Below are 17,779 nucleotides of genomic sequence, written 5' to 3'. Positions count from 1 at the left end.
GCATTTTTTTTGCTATTATATGTCTTGTAGTCTGTCTATTGTCATTAGTTTGGAGACTTTGTGGCATATATTTTTAACAAAACCCACCCTGATACTTCTGCTGGTATGCAAACGGGCGTTTTGAAACCGTACCGTTTTCTGGAAAAAATCCGCTCTCCCCTGTATATAAATGCCATATTCCTGATGATAGCCGGCGGAACTGGGGCAGTCCTTAGCTTTGTCTTCTGGATACTGGCCGCCCATTTTTTTACCCCTGAATCTGTCGGTCTGGCCGGGGCAGTTATCTCCGCCATGTCTCTGCTGGGTACTATTTCTCATCTGGGGCTGGGGTTTGGGATTATCCGCTTTTTACCCCAAAACATCTATCCGCCTAAAAGTATTATAAATTCTTCCATCAGCCTGACATTTGTAGTATCAGTGCTAGCAGGATGTATTTTTCTGCTGGGACTAGGCATATGGTCACCGGAACTTATCTTTTTACGCCAAAGCCCACTCCTGGCTGTTTCTTTTCTGGCATTTACCGCTGCTACCGCCCTTAATTCTATTGCAGATGACAGTCTGATAGCCCACCGCCATTCTGGTTACTCTACCCTGCGGGTAGTAACAGCCAGCGGACTGCGGCTGATTCTGGTGGTAATTCTGGCTGGTATTTCCCCTGAAAACGGTATTACCTCGGCCTGGGGCATAGCCCTGATAGCCGCCTTATTCATGGCAGTTTTCGGCTTTATACCTAAAGTTTTAAAAGGTTTCCGCCCCGGTTTTGAACTCTGCTCTCCTTATCTCAGATCCAGCTTCGGCTTCTCACTGGGCAACAATCTGTCACAGTTTTTAGGTTCTGCACCTGCCCTGCTCCTACCCTTGCTGGTACTGGGTATATTGGGAGCGGAATCCAATGCCTATTTTTACATAGGCTGGAGTACCGCAGCCGCCCTGACCACCATACCCGCCTCCATTTCCACATCCCTGTTCAGTGAAGGGTCTCATGATGAAAAGGGCTTAGCGTTACACATTCATAAAAGCCTGAAACTAAGTCTGGGGCTTATCATACCGCTGGTGATTATATTGTTTCTGCTGGCAGACAAAATTTTACTTTTTTTCGGGCAGGAATACGCCCTTTCATCTGCCGGTCTGCTCCGGATAATGATAATCGGGCTCATACCTCAGTCTTTAAACGTAATTTATATGGGCATCCTGAAAGTAAAAAAACATCTGAAACAGCTTATCCTGCTCAACTGCCTGATTGCCGGGCTGAGCCTGATATTAAGTTTCGGGCTTATCCCTGTAATGGGTATAAACGGGGCGGGGCTGGCCTGGGTGATTGCTCAATCTTTTTGTGCCGTATATGTCAGCCTCAGTCTGTTTTCAGGCAGGAGTATTCCCAGGGAATGAATACATCAAATCTACCTAACAGTATTCTCTTGACCTTGCGGCAGAAACTCTGTTGCGGTTGCGGTATCTGTCAGGCAGTATGCCCCACCGGTGCTGTAACAATGCGAATTGAACCTGACAAAGGCATTTACCTGCCAAGACTGGATACCCACCTCTGTCAAAACTGCGGCAAATGCCTGAAGGTCTGCCCCGGTACCGGTATAGATTTAGACAGCTATTCAGAGGTGCTTTTCGGCGGGGAATCACCCAATTTAACGCAAAATAGCTATACCGCTTTCAGTAGCGACAGCACGCAACGTAATCTATCCACTTCGGGAGGTGTGGCTACCGCTCTGCTGGTTTATGCTTTGGAAACAGGGCTGATAGACGGGGCACTGGTAAGCAGAAATCTACCATCTTCACCCCTTATCCCTGCCAGTTTTGTTGCCCGTACTTTAGATGAACTGAAACAGGCGGCCGGCTCTAAATACTGTCCGGTTGCCGCTGATACAGCCATATCCGAAATAACCGCCCAACCGGGGCGTTACGCAGTAGTAGGTTTACCCTGCCATATTCAAGCCATCCGCAAAGCAGAAAGCCAGAACCCGGTGCTTAAGCAGCGTATAGCCATCCATCTGGGTATAATCTGCTCAAGCACTATGAGTTTTAAGGGGACAGAATATATACTGAAACGGCAGGGCATAAACAAAGAGTCCTTAACCAGCTTCCACTACCGTACCAATGGCTGGCCGGGGAATATGCAGCTGGAATTAGCTTGCGGAAACAGGCTGACCCTGCCTTTAAAAGACTACCACCCTTATCACGGGCACGGGTTTTTTACCCCGCACCGCTGTCTGATGTGCAATGACCAGCTGAACGAACTGGCGGATATTTCTCTGGGAGATGCCTGGCTGAAAGAGCTTGAAAATGACCATGAGGGCACTTCAGCGGTGATTGTGCGGGGCAATACCGGACAGGAGTTTTACAGAGAAGCAGTCAGATACGGGTATATCAAATCTCAGTCTCTTTCCAACAAACGGGTGATGGAATGGCGAAACAAACGTCAGGATTACGCCACCAAAAAATATATCCTGTCTATGCTGGGCTGGAAACTACCGGAATACCCCAGCCCTTGCCCGCCTGCCCGTAAGACAGCCTACCTGTATACTATTGAGCAGGTGATAAACTACTACCTCGGGAAGACTAATGCTCCTCTGATTATAGAGCCGGCTAAACATATCTGGGTGTGGCTGACCCGCATAGCAGACAGGCTTATCAGGAAACAGGCTTCCCGCGACTGATTATCTCCGCCACCTTATGCCCGTACAAAGATGCCCTCCGGTTTATTACTTCCAGCCGTTCTTTTATCCGGTTACTTATCCCAGAGCGGTTGGCAGCCATATAGGATAGCTTCTGTTTAAGCTCATTTTGGATATCAAGCGGATTTGGCATCTTAATATCTACCAGATAGTCAGACTGCCCCAAATAGCTGCCCAAAAGTTTCCAATATTTCTCCTGATAGCCTAAAGTCAGGGTGGGAATAGCCTGTGACAAAGCGGCAATGCTGGCATGCATACGGCAGCTTATAAAAATATCACACTCCCCCACCAGTCCTTTAATGGTTTCGGAAGGATAATCACCATTAAACACATGCACCCCGCTTTTGTGCTGCATACGGTTATAAACCTCACGGCATACCCGGCTGTCATCAGGGTGAACATGGGGGATAAGATAAATACCAGCATCAAGCATACCGGCGGCAAAATCCGCCAATCCTGCTATCAAATTAAGGTATATTCCGGGTTTGTCACCTGCCGAATCAGCAAATACATCCCTCAGTTCCATCTGAAACAAGCTGGGTGAAATGCCTATAACCAACCGTTTATCCTGAACTAATTCCTCAAAGGCAAACACCTCTTTAATAACCTGCGGCGATGCAGGCGGCATGAGAAAGGCCATATCCGCTCCCAGATAAAGCCCCTCAGGCTTAAGCCCCAGTTTAAGTAAATACTCATAGCTTTGCTCATCCCTCAAAGCTACCAGCTTTGCTTTTGAGAGTATATACCTGCCCAGAAAGCGGCTGAAAGGACTGTTAAAAGGACCGATATCCACCGGAGCAGTCAGAAGCGGACAGCCAAAAGCCCGCAAGCCTGCCCAGCTCTTGAGTAAATTCAGACAGACACAGACAAACCCGTAATCAGTCTCGTTTAAACAATCCACATTTATATGCAGAAGGGCATTGTAACGGCGATAGGGGTTTTTAGCCGGCCGCAGCTTATAGTAAACGGCCTTAAGCAGGCTCTTTGGAATAAGCACCAGATAGCTGAAAATATTCAGCGTTTCAGAGTCGCCTTTAGCCCAGGGATGAGGAATCAGCTTTATACTTTTGCTTTCAAGATAGGAGTACCTCTTTGGAGTAAAACTGAAATACTCAAGTGTAAGTCCCGGCAGGCTCTCACCCAGACAGTTATCCAGACCGCGGACAATTGCCTGAAATCCGCGGCTTTCAAAATCTGCATTGGAAAGCACCAGTATACGGGGTGGAAGTTTAGCCTGATTTTCTTTCACAACCAACCTCCTTGAGGCAAACCATACCCGAAGCTATACGGTCAGGAAAGAAATAGGCCAGCGGGCTGAAAACTACCCCCATCACCAGCCAGAAAACCCAGTAGACCGAGGCAAGTGCCGGCGAATGTTTTAAAAGATAAGGCCACCATGGCCTTTCCAAACGCAGGCGGTTGCCTCTAACCAGATAACCCATTCCCCTAAGTTCAGAAGGCAAATACCCGCACTGGTGGGCAGAGCCATCTTCAGGGTTTTTACCCTCTACTTTAGAATAACCCACCGGTGTACTTAAAATAACCTTTTTGCGGGCTATTCTCTCCAGCCGCAAAATAAGATTGAGCCCGTCATCTTTAGGCAAATGCTCGATAAGTTCCAGACAAATAACCGTATCATAACTTCGGTCAGCCAGATTGAGCTTAAGTATATCCTGACAGAAATACTGCCGGTGGCTGGATTTGCTTTTGGCATCTGCTATAAGCACGGGGTTGATATCTATCCCGCAGGTATCAAAAGATTGGCGGCGATTTAAAAAAAGCATGGCAGACCCGCTTCCGCACCCTATATCCAGCACACTCTCCCCATTATTCCCAAGCCAGCGGCTGACCGTACTCAGGCGGGACAGCGGTATATACCCGCCGTAGCGGTGACTAAGATCTAAAAGTTTTCCCACAAATAACCTGCTCATGCCTCCTCCCTGTAAATACCCTCCAAACAATTGCAGATAAATCCCCAGTCAAATCTCCCTTTAATTAAGGCCCTTCCATTAGCCCCCATGGCAAAACGTTTGGCCGGGGACTGTAAAAGTTCCAGAATCCGCCTTGCCAATTCTGTCTCATCGGCGGCTTTAACCAGAAAACCGTTTACCCCATCCACCACCTGTTCACGTATACCGGATATATCAGAGGCAACAACCGCACAGCCGGAAGCCATTGCCTGAAGCACCACTGCCGGTGAAGATTCTGCCAGAGAAGGCAGAACAAATATATCTGCCGAAGCAAATACCATTTGCAGCTCATCCTGCGGCAAACTGCCGGTCAGGGCAACAAAATCAGCAAGGTTATATTCGGCTATCAGGTTAGAGACTTTCTGGGGATACCCGGCATGCTCCAGCGCATCCAGTCCGTGTTCAGCCATAGGCCCTGCCAGCAGAAAAAAACACCCGCGGAAACCGGCTTTGTTTACCACCAAATCAGCCGCCTGTACCAGATACTCTACCCCTTTATACGGCACTATCCGTCCTACAAAAAGCACCATCAGCCGGTCATCTATGCCGTATTTACTCCGTACAGAACTGCTTCTAGATGCAGGGTCAAAAGCCGCAGTATCCACCCCGCATGGGAGTAGCCTGAGCCTACCTGTTGCCGCCCGTTCCCGTTCAAGTATGCTTTTAATCTGGGCAGACTGGGTAATAACCCTGTGAACACGCTTCATAATAAATATATCCAGTTTACGGCTTAAACAGTCTTTAAAGCTGCCCTTTTGCATAACCCAAACAGGCGAATGCACAGTGTAAACCATCTTTTTACGCTCTGTAGGTAAAACCAGCACTAGTATCAGCCCTACCAGAGTGCGATGAATATGGATAACTTCAAAGCTATTATTCTTTATAAATCTGCAAGCTCTAAGGCTGAAACTCAGCAGGTTCAATACCGAAACAATATTGACAAGCCACAAACTGGAAAAACGGGGGGCAATCAAGCGGTGAAAACGGAGTATTTCTACCCCTTGCATCCGCTCACTCAGCATATCAGACTTGGAAACCCGTATATCAAATATAGCTACCCTGTTGCCCCTGGCCGCCAGACCGCGGGCAGATTCAAATACATATTTTTCAATACCCCCATAACCTGTTGGGGGGATTTTCAGACTGCCGCTGCCCAGATGAAGTATATTCATCAGATACCGCACTTCCAGCAAGGACGGGGCGGACGGTCAGGTGGAGGATTGAAGACAAGCTCAGCCAGCCCGCACACCATACCCCAGCTCTGAAATACAAGAGCCAAAATATGCAGCGAGACCGGACGGAATTTAAAATGCCCCAATGAATATGCCAAACCGTATACCGCAGGAAAAGGCGGCCAGAAACGCAGAATAAGCAAACCATTTTTCCATGCCAGCCGAGAACGCCCCTTGCCATACCAGATATACTGGCGAACCACATTTTTAAAAGTGGTACGATGGTGATGTTTGACCTGTACCGCCGAAACACCGAAAACACACCCGCCGCCTAATGCACGGCGGTTAAAATCCACATCATCTCCCGGACTTATAAATGAGTCAAAGCCGTACCTAATCACTACTTCACGGCTGACCAGACCTGCCCCAAACCAGATCCCAGCCGGATTGGGACGGCAGGACAGAAAATCTGTAGCCGCTCTCTCCCAAAAATTACCCTGCCCTGCCCCTTCGGTTCGGGCATATATACCGTCCAGTTTGGCTTCCTTCAAACCAGCAAACATCCGCTCAAGGGCATCAGGAGGTAGTTCCACATCAGCATCTACAAACATTATGTAATCTTGACTGGCTATTTCAGAGCCTATCTGGTGAGCAAAGCTGGTTCCCCTGCCCTGGTCACTCAGAATATGCCGGGCAAAATCTACCGCCAGTGCAATCGTTTTATCAGTGGAATTTCCATCCACCAGTATTATCTCAAACGGATTATTCCTGCAGATGCTTTTCAGACAGGCGCTGATAGTTCTTTCAGCATTTCTGGCACACACTACTACAGACAGCGGCAAGCAGTCTTCCATTTAGTTTGCCCCCTGGTTAAAGTAAATACTCATTTCCCCGTTCTGGTAGATAAGCCCGTACTTAGCAGAACCTTCAAGCTCAGCTTCCAGAGCAGACACATAGCGGTTATCCCCGTTGTAATACACCCAGTCCACATCCGTACTCCTGCCCATTTGCAGGTACTGGGGGTAACGCCCGGTATACCCTTGGCTGACCAGTAAACCATCCTGCCAATCCAGCTTCTTAAGTGATAAATTCAAATAGTCAGGTTTTATATAGCTGATACCCCCGCTTACATAACCCCGCAAGGTATAATTTTCCAGATATTGCCAGGCAGCCACATCAAAACGGCTGACCATATCTGATACTGCGCCGTAATGGGCCAGCAGATGCCCGGGAATAGCGACCAGTAAGGCCGCCACCATTACCAGGGTAGTCAGGCGGTTACGCAGCAGTTTGGCCGCAAAATAGGCAATAGGCACCAGTGAAAACAGAAATGCCCGCGTCCAGAATTCAGAGCCGTAAAGCATGCTGCATAAAATCACCATAGCCACTCCCTCCAGCGCGAGGAGAGAAAAGTCAAAACGGTGGCGGTACTTAAGTGACAAAAGCACCCCCAAAACCGCCAGTCCGGCAAAAAGCCCTGAGAAAATAAACCGCACCCGTGAAATTTCCAGAAAAGCCGCCCCAGCATCTTCCCCGCCGCCGGAGGAAGAAAACCGGAGAAGATTTTCAAGCTCAAAAGCCCGGTTAACAAATTCCGGCAGCTGCGAATCAAACTGGGTGGCCGCACCGTAAATAGTCCAGCAACCCACCAGAACCCCTGCCAGAACTCCCAGATTAAACCCCTTTATCAGGCGGCTTAAAATTAACGCTCCTAAACACAGTAAAGCTACAACCGAGCTTAACAAATGAGTTACCGTAAGTGCCGCAAGCATCAAAATAATAACCACCCGGTGAGAGACAGCGTTACCCCTTGAAGCGGTAAAACCGGGGCTGGTAATAAGGGCTAAAAGGCAAATCAAAAAGAAAACCCCTACCCCTTGCGGAACAAAATAAATCTGGGCTACCCAGTTTGCCAGATAAAATACCCAGATAGCCGCGAAACGGTGATTGGGGTTGGGGATAATATTCTTAAATAAACAGTACAGAGGGATAAGTATTAGAATCTGCATAAGAAACGGCCCGTAAAAGGCCAGAAAATCCAGGCAGGAAGCACCCGTAACAGCTGACAGACTGTAATCCAGTACAAAAAAACCCGGCCAGTTGTGAAATGTGTATTCTGACGGGTCTATGCCGCCGGTCTGACTGATAAACTGGGTATTGGGATAATAAATACCGTATGTCCATTGAGCGGAAACCGGACTAGACTGCATAATAACCGGGCTGAGCCAAAGCATAGCCAGCATTATAAAGGTGTAAAACCACAGCAGTTTAGTACTTGCGGTACGCATCTTCCAGAGCAAGGCCGACCCAAGGCATAAGGAACCCAAAGCGGAGATAAACAAAAGCATGGGCGATTTGAGCATATTCTCTATATCCGGGTTAAAACTATTTGCTGAAAGGCTTAAACCCCACAGCACCAGTGCCAATACGCAAAACATCTTTGAAGAGGTAAGCAAGGCGGACTCGTATTTCACCGCTTCAACCTGAAATTAAAATAGCCGTCCAGCCATGCCAGCTGGGCCAGCGGCAGATACCATAAATGCAATGGATTACGGTATTTGACTGCCAGATATAAAGCCATTAGAGGGGAAGCAAAACGGGATAACACACATATTACCCTTTTGGTAATACCGGTATGGCACATATCCAGATAAGCGGCATCACCCCGCCCCCAATTGGCACGCTGACGCCACAGAGCAGGCAAACTCTGCGGAGGCGAATGCCCCACCCGCCCGTTATTTGCCCAAACTGCTTTATAACCGGCTTGTACCGCCCGTCTTGACAGAATAATATCCCCAGGATAAGCCAGTTTCGGATATAAATAATACAAATACAGTTCAGGGGAAAAACCGCCGGTTTCTTCCAGACACTTGCGACTGGCTATAAAACACGGACCGCTGGTATACACCGAACCGAAACCCACCACCCGATGATACCAACGCCCAAAAGGCGAAGAGCGGGCCTGCGGCAGAAGACGGTTACGGTGATAATCCCACCACTGACCGGCACATCTGCCCAAATGGCTTCCGTCCGGGCTGAATGAATACACACCCACCAACCCCACCTTTGGGTCTGCAAACATATTAAGAGCACCCGTCAGGCTGTTTGTTTCCAGATAGGCATCGCTATCCAAAAAGAGGACATACTCGCCGGAACATATCTCAAAGCCGTACTGGTAACCGAAGTAAACCCCTTTACCGGGTTCATAATATATCCTCACCGGATAATCCCCGGCTATACGGCAGGTAGCGTCTGTACTGTATGCATCCACTATTATAATTTCGCGTATCAGGCTGCTGCAGTAAGCAGGCATCAGCGAATCAAGACATGCCTTTATGGTAGAGGCACTGTTTCGAGTACATATCACTACCGAAAGACTCATTATTTTTTCCAAAACCAATACCCGATCTAAATAGTCTCTTTTTCTATGCGAACTTTTACCATACAGGAAAAGATATGTCCCAGACTCAAATGCACATCTTCTACCTGACCATAATCACAGCTGGAAAGGACTATGCAGCGGTCACAGGCTTCCAGTAATTTCCCTCCGCCAAATCCGGTTAACCCAACCGTAGAAGCACCGCACTCATTGGCATATTCTACTGCCCGCACCACATTAGCCGAATTACCCGAACAGCTTATAGCTATCAGCACGTCTCCCGGCTCTATCTGGCCGATAAGCTGCTCCGTAAAGATAGACTCATAATTAACATCATTAGCCAAAGAAGTAATGAAGGCCACATTGTCCGCCAGACTACAGGTACGCAGACGGGGTTTACCCCGAAGAGATGTGCCTATACGCAGGTCACGTGCCATATGCGAAGCAGTAGAGGCACTCCCCCCGTTGCCCACGATAAATATCTGGCGGCGGCGGGTATAAGCCTGATAAATCAGTTCAGCTACCCCGCAGATATCCTGAGCGCTCAGTTCCTCCAGGCAGTGGCTCAGACCACCCAGATATTGGCGTAGCAGGCAATCCATGTCACTTTTAGGTTTGGAAGTGGCTGTTTGAGGTTTATTTTCCTTAAGATTAGTGATACTTGGTTTGCTGATAATCATAATTTACCTCCGTTTAGTATCCTGACTTTATAAAACATAAATAATCTTGCTACCCTCAGGTTCAAACTCAAAATCCACCTGCGGCAAATCTGAAAGCGCCCGGCGTACGGAATCATGGCTCTTGGGCGGGGCACAGACCAGCAAAAAGCCGCCGCCACCCGCTCCCAAAAGCTTGCCCCCGTAAGCACCGGCACTTAATGCAGACTGGTAACACTGGTCTATATACGGGTTTGAAATACCGCTGCTTAGATTCTTCTTGGCCAGCCAGCCTTTATGTAAAATATTCCCCATGTCCTCCGGCAGAGCATGGTCAAGAAGGCACTCCCGGCAAGAAGCGGCCAGTTTGGTAAGGCAGGTTAAATTCTTAAAATTAGCCGGGCGGGTGGTATTAGACTGCTGTTCAGCCAGAATACTGCCTGCCTGACGGCAAGAACCGGTATAGAAAAGGAGCAGGCTTTTATTTAAGTTTGCTTTAAGCTCCGCCTTAAGCGGCAGGGGTGAAACCCCCACGTATTCATCTGCCTCAAAGCGGAAATGGCACATTCCCCCATAGGCGGCAATATACTGGTCCTGCTTGCCGATAGGCTCTTTCAGGCAGTCTATCTCTATCCGGCAGGCCTGTCTGGCCAGTTCTTCAGCCGAAAGGAGTCTACCCTGATAAGCATAAAGGGCATTTAACAGACCGACCGTAAAAGTGCTGGACGAACCCAGCCCGGTACCGGCAGGTATATCCGCTATAGAGACAATCTCTATCCCCCCGCTTATACCGGTAAGTTTCAAAGCCTCCCTGACAATGGGATGGCATATTTCATCAACCGTATTTACTATTTCGGTGGACGAGTAACTGACCCGGATAGTGCTGTCAAAACGTTTGTTGACCGTAATATACATGTATTTATTTATGGCGGTGCTTACCACCTCACCGGCTTTAAGGGAATAAAAAGCCTTAAGGTCTGTGCCGCCCCCCGCAAAGCTTATCCGGAATGGTGTACGGCTGATAATCATACCGGCTGGTTCTCCAGATAGTTGCAAAAGGTATATATGCCCTCCACCGTACCCACATCATAGAAGCACTGATTTACCGGATAAGCCAGCATCCGTCGATTGTGTGCCAGCACCGGCAGTATAGTCCTCTCCAGCGAATAAGGTTTATCCTTTTCCAGTGTGGCAAACAGGCTTTTCCTGAGGATAATCGCCCCTGCATTTACAAATTTCAGTTCCGGCAGGTGGCTGTCTTTTTCATAACAGCTGACCAGCATATCATCGTCCAGCGCCACGTCATTACGGGCATTTATCCGCCCGTTTCTGTTATCGTACACTGCCATAAGGGCGTCCTGTCCGCTTTGCATATACTCCTGCCATGCATGGCTGTAGTCCATATCCAGGTAGGTATCCCCGTTTATAACAAAAAACTCTTCGTCCAGATACTCTTCAGCTTTTTTCAGAGCCCCGGCCGTGCCCAGCAATTTTTCGGTTTCCTGGCTGTAGGCCAATTTAAGACCGTATCCATCTCCCTGCCCGAAACAATCTTTTACCATCTCACCCAGATGCCCTATGCACAACACCACCCTGTCAAACCCCTGTGATTTCAGCAATCGAAACTGGTGGTACAAGAAAGGACGCCCGGCCATGGGCAAAAGACACTTGGGAATGTTTTCAGTTATGGGTCTTAGTCTGGTAGCCAAACCGCCGCAAAGTATTACCGCCTGCATAGTCAGATCTCCTTCAGAGTTTCTTTGATTGCCAGTTTGACGGCTTGAAGTGAAGTAAACTGAGGTTTAAAGCCCAAAGTGCGGATGCGGCTGATATCAAAGCGTACCTGAGGAGCATCACCCTGCCAGCCGCGCTCACCGGTACCATAGCTGAAGCAGACATTTTGAAGCCCCATTTCCGAGGCCACCAGACAAGCAATATCCCTGACTGCCACCGAATCAAACGTGCCCAGATTATACAAACCCAAAGCTTTGGTTGATTTTTCAAACCCCAGCAAAATACCGGCAACACAGTCACTGACATGCAGATACGGCTTGCTCTGGTTTCCGTCTCCCAGTACTGAAAGAGCGGAGGGGTTTTGCCGTAAGCGGCTGATAAAATCATATACCACCCCGCTGCGCCGTCTGCTGCCTACAATATTGGCAAAACGGAACATAGTAGCCTTAAGCCCGTACAGGTGGCTGTAAGCACTTATCAGCCCCTCACCTGCCAGTTTGCTGGCACCATACAGGGAAATGGGCAAAAGCGGGCCGTAATCTTCATCCAGTACTGTCAGGCCGCTCTCCCCGTAAACAGCCGCACTGGAAGCAAACACCAGCCTATCCACCCCGTTTTTACGGATAGATTCAAGCAGGTTGTGAGTAGCCAGAGTATTATTCTCAAGGTCTATACCGGTATCGCTGGCACTATTCTGAACATTAGCATGGGCTGCCAGATGAAATACCGCATCACAACCTTTTACAGCCGAATCCAGCAAACTGGTATCGGAAAGGTTTCCGTTTATTATCTTCAGTTTATCCCCGCTGGCATATTTAAGGTTTTCAAGTGAACCGTTTGAAAGATTATCCAGCACTCTTACCCCAAAACCCTGCTCAAGCAGAGCATCTGCCAGATGGCTGCCGATAAAACCGCAGCCGCCGGTAACCAGTACTTCAGGCATTTACCGCCTCCTTGACTGCTATAAATTTAGACGAGACAGTCCCTCGTAAATATCCCCAACCGGCAGAACCCAAAATATTCATAGTAGTTAATATAGTTAAGACAGACTGGCGGGGTTTCAGGGGCAGGTTTAACAGGCTGAGGGGAAGAAGACGAAGAAAAATCCGTTTTAGCAGTTTCCGTTCTTCAATCAAGACTCCTTCATGCTTAGTATCTTCACTTAGCCTGTATTTAAAGACCGCCTTGGTATACCCCTCCCAATAAGCCCTTTTGGCAATAAACCCTGGCTTCAGCCGGTAACGATATACCCGGTGCATAACTTTTACTTCGGGTGCATAAAGGATATTCAGGCCGCTTTGCCGGCAGATACGCAGGCAAAATTCGGTATCCTCACCCACCAGTTCTGACTTGCCCTGTCTACCCCCGCCCTTAGCGCCCAGTTCGGTATCAAAACCCTGCCCGCTATCAAAGGCATCCCGGCGGAAAGCCATATTGGTACCCCAAGCATTTCTGATATAACCGCGGCTGCGGGGAAGACAGGGCATGGTGCTTATAACCCAGTTGAACTCAGCCGGAAACCAGCTGAGTCCGGGGCGTTCCCACCAGGGCAAGGCCGGGCCGGTAAGACCTATAATTTTTTTATCCTCGGTAAAACAGCGGGCTATGCAAGCCAGCCACTCCGGTGAAGCAGCCGCGTCATCATCTATAAAGGCTATTATTTCCCCCTGTGACTTCTCCACCCCCAGGTTGCGGGCACTGGCCAGCCCCGGCAGGCCATCATTGAAAAACAGCTTGAAATTGCGGCTGTGGGGGTGCTGGGAAAGACAGCGGTTCAGACAGGAAAAAAGCTGGCTGGATTTTTCTATAACCAATATCACTTCAAAGTTTGTATATGCCTGGGATTTAAGGCTATCTATGAGTGCCAACAGGTCGGAATAACGCTCCATGCTGTAAGCTGAAACCACTACCGAAATAAACGGTTCAGCCATGGACACTCTCCCTCAGTATAGTCCGCAAAATACGGGCACCGTCATGAAAACTGCGGAGTTTGCCAGCCCCTTCCATCCTTTTTGCTTCGTAGCTGGGCACTTCCTTTACTTTCAGACCCTTGCGGGTGGCCCGTATATACATCTCTGTATCTATCTCAAACCCGTCACTCTTTAAACACAAGCTTCCCAATATCTGGCGGCGGAAGGCATGGTAACCATAAACCAGGTCGGTGTAACGGCAGCCGCACACCAGATTAGCCATTTTGGTAAAGATAAAGTTACCTAAACGGCGGAAAAGCGGCATATCCGAAGTGCCGCCGCCCCGGCAGAAACGCGAACCTTTGACCATCTGATAACCATCAAACAAAGGTTCTATGTAGCGGGGAAGCTCTTCAGGTGCCAATGACCCGTCTGCATCCAGAGTAACCACTATATCCCCGCAAGCAGCTTCAAAACCCACCCTCATAGCATTACCTTTACCCCGACCGGGCTGGTTAATAACCTTTATTTCCGGCCATAGCCTCAGGGCATTTTCAACAGTCCGGTCAGTAGATTTACCGTCTACCAAAATAACCTCGCTAATACCGGGGACACGCAGCAAGCGGGGCAAAACACAGCAAATATTATGCTCTTCGTTAAGGGTGGGTATAATTACCGAAACGGCTGCTTCACCCGCAGCATCTGCCAGTATCCAATCTACTGCGGCAGTAAAATCACCAGCCAGAAAAGAGGGGCGGCTGTCAGGAGTAACATCTGATTTAAAATAATCTGTTTCTGGGGGGGCATAAGGCACCAGCACTGCTTTGCAGCCTGTTCGGTTTGCTGCCTGCATATCTATCAGCCGGTCACCTATAAAATATGAGAGATTGTTATTGATGCCATGTTTTTCAACTGCCCTTTCAATAAGACCTGTTGACGGTTTACGGCAGGTGCAACCCTCTGAAGGATGATGAGGGCAATAAAAAATATCATCCAGATGAGCACCGAAACAATCCAATTCTTCTCTTAACTTGTTATGAATTTCGCCTAAAGTCTCTTCAGAAAAATAACCCCTGGCAACCCCGGACTGGTTTGTAATCAAAATGACCAGATAGCCCTGGTCATTTAATCTTTTAATAGCTTTACCCGCCCCGTTCAGCAAACGTATTTTTCTGGGGGAATTGCAATACGGCACATCCTCTACAATTGTGCCGTCCCGGTCAATAAATACAGCCTTTTGGTTCATTTATACCCTGTTTTTCGCTTATTGTCACTATGATAAGCCCGTATCTTGCCATTTGTCAATAGTTTTTGCCATATTATTACACATTGTCATGGTCATTTGGCATATTTGGCAATCCGTAGTCACCTCAGCCGCTATATAAAAATGTTTTGACGAACAGGCGGGAGTAGCTTACACTAGATTTCGGATATTCCAGAGCATAATATGATAAAAATCTGTCTGATAGGTGATTTCAAGGTTTGCCCTGACCGCAGTATATATAAAATGGCGGCCCAGCTGGCTGATTTTCTTTCCAAAGAAAAGGATATATCGCTTCTACTCTGCCACAAGGAACACTTTACCCGCCCCAGAAGCCTGAACCGCATCCGCCGTTTCCAGCCGGATATAATTCACCTGCTGGGTAAACCGGATTCGGCTGAACTTTTCCGCCTGCAACTGGCCAAACTGTCCGCTCCGCGAGCTAAAACAGTCATTTCCGCCCAACAGCCAGCCAAGACCCGTACCGTAAAAAACATGCTTTCGTATATAAAACCGGATCTGGCAATCTGCTTATCCCAAAAATGTGCCGCTTTTTTCAAAGAGTCCGGAATAGAGACTGTCATTTTACCGAACGGGGTGGATATGACTGTTTTTCAGCCGGTTTCACCTGAAATCAAAGCTGAGCTTCGCCGCCAGTATTGCCTGCCCCAAAACAAACTGCTTCTGCTTCACGTAGGGCCGATACGGTCAGGGCGGGGAGTGGACCTGCTAAGACGTATGCAAAACCCGGATACACAGGTAATAATGGCCGTTTCAAATCCGGGTATTTTTAACCGCACCCTGCTGGAAAATCTGAGAAAAAGCGGCTGCATGATTCTGACCAGTTTCCGCCCCAATATTGCTGACTGGTACGCTCTGGCAGACTGTTACATATACCCCATGCTCTTGGAAGAAGATACCAACCACCAGATTTTTTCCAGCGAAATGCCCCTTTCAGTACTGGAAGCTATGTCCACCAATCTGCCAGTTATAACTACCCCATTCGGTGCTCTGCCTGAAGTATTCACTGAAGGAGAGGGATTGTACTATGCAAAAGATGATTTTGAATTTCTAAAAGCCTTTCAGGCTCATATAAAAAACCCGCCGCCTAATACCCGGCCCAAGGTATCCGCCTGCAATTGGCCTCTGGTAATAACCAGCCTCAAAGAGATATATGCAAAGCTTTTGGCCTGAGCAAAAACCGCTTTAGTCCGTACTGAAGACAAGTTTAAGAGGCTGGGAGAATACCGGGGTGTCACCCGAATAAAGCCAAATTTCCAGTAACTGGTTATCACCCGGTTCAATCGGGGCAAAATAGAGCTCAAGTGAATTAACAACACTCGCAGGCACGTCTATAAAACCGTCAAATTCTGTGCCATCGCCAAAGGAAAACTTGTGCAGATGGCCGTTAAGTAGAGCTTCCACCCTATAAACTATGTCAAACTGGCCGCTATTGGAGATGACCAGCTTCAGGCAGGCAGAAACAGCCTCTACCGCAGGCCGGTTGCCATACTGCACTTCAGTCACCTGCCCGTTATCCAGAAAAAACATACTTGGAAAGTTTTCGGCAGTATCATCTATACCCAGCATATAAAACTGAGTAAACTCCGCCGGCGAATAAACTTGTACCAGTTGTTTTACGGCAAATCCGCCCACTCCCAGCAGGCAAACTGCCAGAAGCATATTCAAGAAAACCTGGGAGGTATTTCCGGAGACCTGTTTTTTAGTGTCAGGCGGGATTAGTATCAGACCGGGTCTTTCGTCAGGCGGCAAACGTTGCCTTCTGCCAATGGCCGCAAGACAAAATATAAGGCTTAAACTGCAAAGAGTACACAGAACACTCTCCTGCCCCAGCCCAACCGTATAGTTTAAAACCAGCCCTGCCAGCATGGAGACTGATAGACTGAGTGCCAGACTAACCATAAGCCGTGAGGAGCGGCTGAGGCTAAGCTTAGAGGGGTACAGGACTGATGCCAGGGCATAACCCGGCACTATCAGGACCAGCGGCAGGCCAAATAACAGCCGCAAAGGCAGTACCCAGCCACCGTTAAAGGCCAGCACCCCTAACCCTATAAACAGTATCAGCAGATAAAAATCATAACGGCGTAAAAAATTCATCCCAAAAGACCAGCCTCATATACTCACTGCCAGACACTATGATAGCCCAAGTGGCACTCTCAGGCAAGCCTTATGGACTTTTGGGTTTTAATGTATAAACAGCTCAAACCGCTCTTTGCCAGCCCTGCAAATGGGGCATTCGTCCGGTGCTTCGTCACGCCCGCACAAGTAACCGCATACCCGGCAACGCCAGACAGGGTAAGTCAGCCCGAAAGATGTTTCGACAGATTTTGCCTTCGACGCAGGATTGGGCAGATGGCGGCGTTCAGGTACAGGCTGAGGCTGTTTTTCCCCCTTTGCAATCCGGCTGTTTACATACAGGGCACAGTAGCAGCTGCCGAATTCACTTAAGTCTGCATCACGGTAATCACACGGACAAAGAATATCCCTATCCGCCTCTTTGTCGCCTTCTGCCAGACGACAGGGACAAGAAGGATAACCATAACGCCTGCGGTTAGCAAGCAAACCTTCCGCAAGCATCTTTACAAAATCACCGTTTGGATTAAGGTGGTAACCAGAAGCCTCAGCCTCACGCTTGAGACGTGCCTGCAAAACTACTGCATCTTCAGCCGGTTTAGGTATTTTCGGGCTCATGCTTTCAGCACCTCCCTTATTTCAGCCTCTTTATAACCTATAATCACTTTGTTTCCCCGGATAACCATAGTAGGAAATGAACTGGACGGATTAAGTGCGGCCAAAGCTTTTAAGGCTTTTGCCCGTTCATCTCCCGTAAGCAAATCCACATATTCAAATTCATAAGCTACCCCCAGTTCAGCCAGAAGCTGGCGGGTTAAACGGCACCAGCCGCAAGTGCTTAGAGCATAGAGCTTAATCTCCCCGGCGTTCCTACCCGTTATCTTTTCCATATATGGCAAAGCCCTCCCTTTCATAC

General features: G+C 48.5%; 18 protein-coding genes. 3 read left to right on the top strand and 15 right to left on the bottom strand.

The features are described from left to right. Positions 1–60 precede the first annotated feature (60 nt). Together UCH007_RS01230 and UCH007_RS01225 are read left to right on the top strand one after the other, a co-directional pair. The gene (locus UCH007_RS01230) at positions 61–1,389 is read left to right on the top strand and encodes a lipopolysaccharide biosynthesis protein (RefSeq protein WP_046960849.1); all 1,329 of its coding nucleotides are present in this window, start codon (positions 61–63) and stop codon (positions 1,387–1,389) included. Continuing rightward, positions 1,386–2,669, top strand: a complete 1,284-nt coding sequence (locus UCH007_RS01225) for a Coenzyme F420 hydrogenase/dehydrogenase, beta subunit C-terminal domain (protein ID WP_046960848.1) — start codon at positions 1,386–1,388, stop codon at positions 2,667–2,669. The genes UCH007_RS01230 and UCH007_RS01225 overlap by 4 nt, the downstream gene beginning before the upstream one ends. Here the strand turns inward: UCH007_RS01225 and UCH007_RS01220 are convergent. Genes UCH007_RS01220 through UCH007_RS01165 form a run of 12 tightly spaced genes read right to left on the bottom strand, consistent with a single transcriptional unit; the run spans position 2,644 to position 14,754 of the window. Then, positions 2,644–3,936, bottom strand: a complete 1,293-nt coding sequence (locus UCH007_RS01220; RefSeq protein ID WP_046960847.1) for a polysaccharide pyruvyl transferase family protein — start codon at positions 3,934–3,936, stop codon at positions 2,644–2,646. The two genes, UCH007_RS01225 and UCH007_RS01220, sit on opposite strands and share 26 nt — an antisense overlap. After that, on the bottom strand, positions 3,917–4,618 hold the full coding sequence (locus UCH007_RS01215) for a class I SAM-dependent methyltransferase (RefSeq protein ID WP_046960846.1): 702 nt from the start codon (positions 4,616–4,618) through the stop codon (positions 3,917–3,919). Before UCH007_RS01215 ends, UCH007_RS01220 begins: the two co-directional genes overlap by 20 nt. Continuing rightward, positions 4,615–5,829, bottom strand: coding sequence for a glycosyltransferase family 4 protein (locus UCH007_RS01210; protein WP_046960845.1), 1,215 nt, complete (start codon positions 5,827–5,829; stop codon positions 4,615–4,617). Before UCH007_RS01210 ends, UCH007_RS01215 begins: the two co-directional genes overlap by 4 nt. After that, entirely contained in the window at positions 5,829–6,683 is an 855-nt protein-coding gene (locus UCH007_RS01205; RefSeq protein WP_046960844.1) for a glycosyltransferase, read from the bottom strand. The genes UCH007_RS01210 and UCH007_RS01205 overlap by 1 nt, the downstream gene beginning before the upstream one ends. Then, positions 6,684–8,303 carry a hypothetical protein gene (locus UCH007_RS01200; protein ID WP_046960843.1) on the bottom strand — a complete coding sequence of 540 codons (1,620 nt, stop codon included), beginning with the start codon at positions 8,301–8,303 and terminating at the stop codon, positions 6,684–6,686. Beyond that, a complete protein-coding gene (locus UCH007_RS01195) occupies positions 8,300–9,223 on the bottom strand; it encodes a glycosyltransferase (protein WP_231854715.1) in 924 nt (307 codons plus the stop codon). The genes UCH007_RS01200 and UCH007_RS01195 overlap by 4 nt, the downstream gene beginning before the upstream one ends. 14 nt (positions 9,224–9,237) lie before the next feature. Next, positions 9,238–9,888 carry an SIS domain-containing protein gene (locus UCH007_RS01190; RefSeq protein ID WP_046960842.1) on the bottom strand — a complete coding sequence of 217 codons (651 nt, stop codon included), beginning with the start codon at positions 9,886–9,888 and terminating at the stop codon, positions 9,238–9,240. A gap of 27 nt (positions 9,889–9,915) precedes the next feature. After that, positions 9,916–10,893, bottom strand: coding sequence for a GHMP family kinase ATP-binding protein (locus UCH007_RS01185; RefSeq protein ID WP_046960841.1), 978 nt, complete (start codon positions 10,891–10,893; stop codon positions 9,916–9,918). Beyond that, positions 10,890–11,600, bottom strand: coding sequence for a nucleotidyltransferase family protein (locus UCH007_RS01180; RefSeq protein WP_046960840.1), 711 nt, complete (start codon positions 11,598–11,600; stop codon positions 10,890–10,892). Before UCH007_RS01180 ends, UCH007_RS01185 begins: the two co-directional genes overlap by 4 nt. Positions 11,601–11,602: 2 nt before the next feature. Next, positions 11,603–12,541, bottom strand: a complete 939-nt coding sequence (locus UCH007_RS01175; RefSeq protein ID WP_046960839.1) for an NAD-dependent epimerase/dehydratase family protein — start codon at positions 12,539–12,541, stop codon at positions 11,603–11,605. Next, complete coding sequence (locus tag UCH007_RS01170; protein ID WP_046960838.1) at positions 12,534–13,529, bottom strand: glycosyltransferase family 2 protein; 996 nt, start codon at positions 13,527–13,529, stop codon at positions 12,534–12,536. Before UCH007_RS01170 ends, UCH007_RS01175 begins: the two co-directional genes overlap by 8 nt. Next, on the bottom strand, positions 13,522–14,754 hold the full coding sequence (locus UCH007_RS01165) for an HAD-IIIA family hydrolase (RefSeq protein WP_046960837.1): 1,233 nt from the start codon (positions 14,752–14,754) through the stop codon (positions 13,522–13,524). The genes UCH007_RS01170 and UCH007_RS01165 overlap by 8 nt, the downstream gene beginning before the upstream one ends. 201 nt (positions 14,755–14,955) lie before the next feature. On the opposite strand from UCH007_RS01165, the gene UCH007_RS01160 reads away from it, so the two are divergent. Continuing rightward, positions 14,956–15,963 carry a glycosyltransferase family 4 protein gene (locus UCH007_RS01160; protein WP_046960836.1) on the top strand — a complete coding sequence of 336 codons (1,008 nt, stop codon included), beginning with the start codon at positions 14,956–14,958 and terminating at the stop codon, positions 15,961–15,963. Positions 15,964–15,975: 12 nt separating this feature from the next. Here the strand turns inward: UCH007_RS01160 and UCH007_RS01155 are convergent, their stop codons facing one another. The 3 genes from UCH007_RS01155 to UCH007_RS01145 form a co-directional block, all read right to left on the bottom strand. Then, positions 15,976–16,887 carry a DUF1616 domain-containing protein gene (locus tag UCH007_RS01155; RefSeq protein ID WP_023651860.1) on the bottom strand — a complete coding sequence of 304 codons (912 nt, stop codon included), beginning with the start codon at positions 16,885–16,887 and terminating at the stop codon, positions 15,976–15,978. 87 nt (positions 16,888–16,974) lie between these two features. Next, positions 16,975–17,481: a ferredoxin-thioredoxin reductase catalytic domain-containing protein gene (locus UCH007_RS01150; RefSeq protein ID WP_023651859.1), complete on the bottom strand. Its 507-nt coding sequence runs from the start codon at positions 17,479–17,481 to the stop codon at positions 16,975–16,977. Next, entirely contained in the window at positions 17,478–17,753 is a 276-nt protein-coding gene (locus tag UCH007_RS01145) for a glutaredoxin family protein (protein ID WP_012881533.1), read from the bottom strand. Before UCH007_RS01145 ends, UCH007_RS01150 begins: the two co-directional genes overlap by 4 nt. Positions 17,754–17,779: the final 26 nt, after the last annotated feature.

It is taken from the genome of Dehalococcoides sp. UCH007 (assembly GCF_001010485.1).
Taxonomy (GTDB): domain Bacteria; phylum Chloroflexota; class Dehalococcoidia; order Dehalococcoidales; family Dehalococcoidaceae; genus Dehalococcoides; species Dehalococcoides mccartyi_A.
The sequence above is the reverse complement of the archived record's forward strand: the minus strand, read 5'-3'. Positions and strand labels throughout refer to the sequence as shown.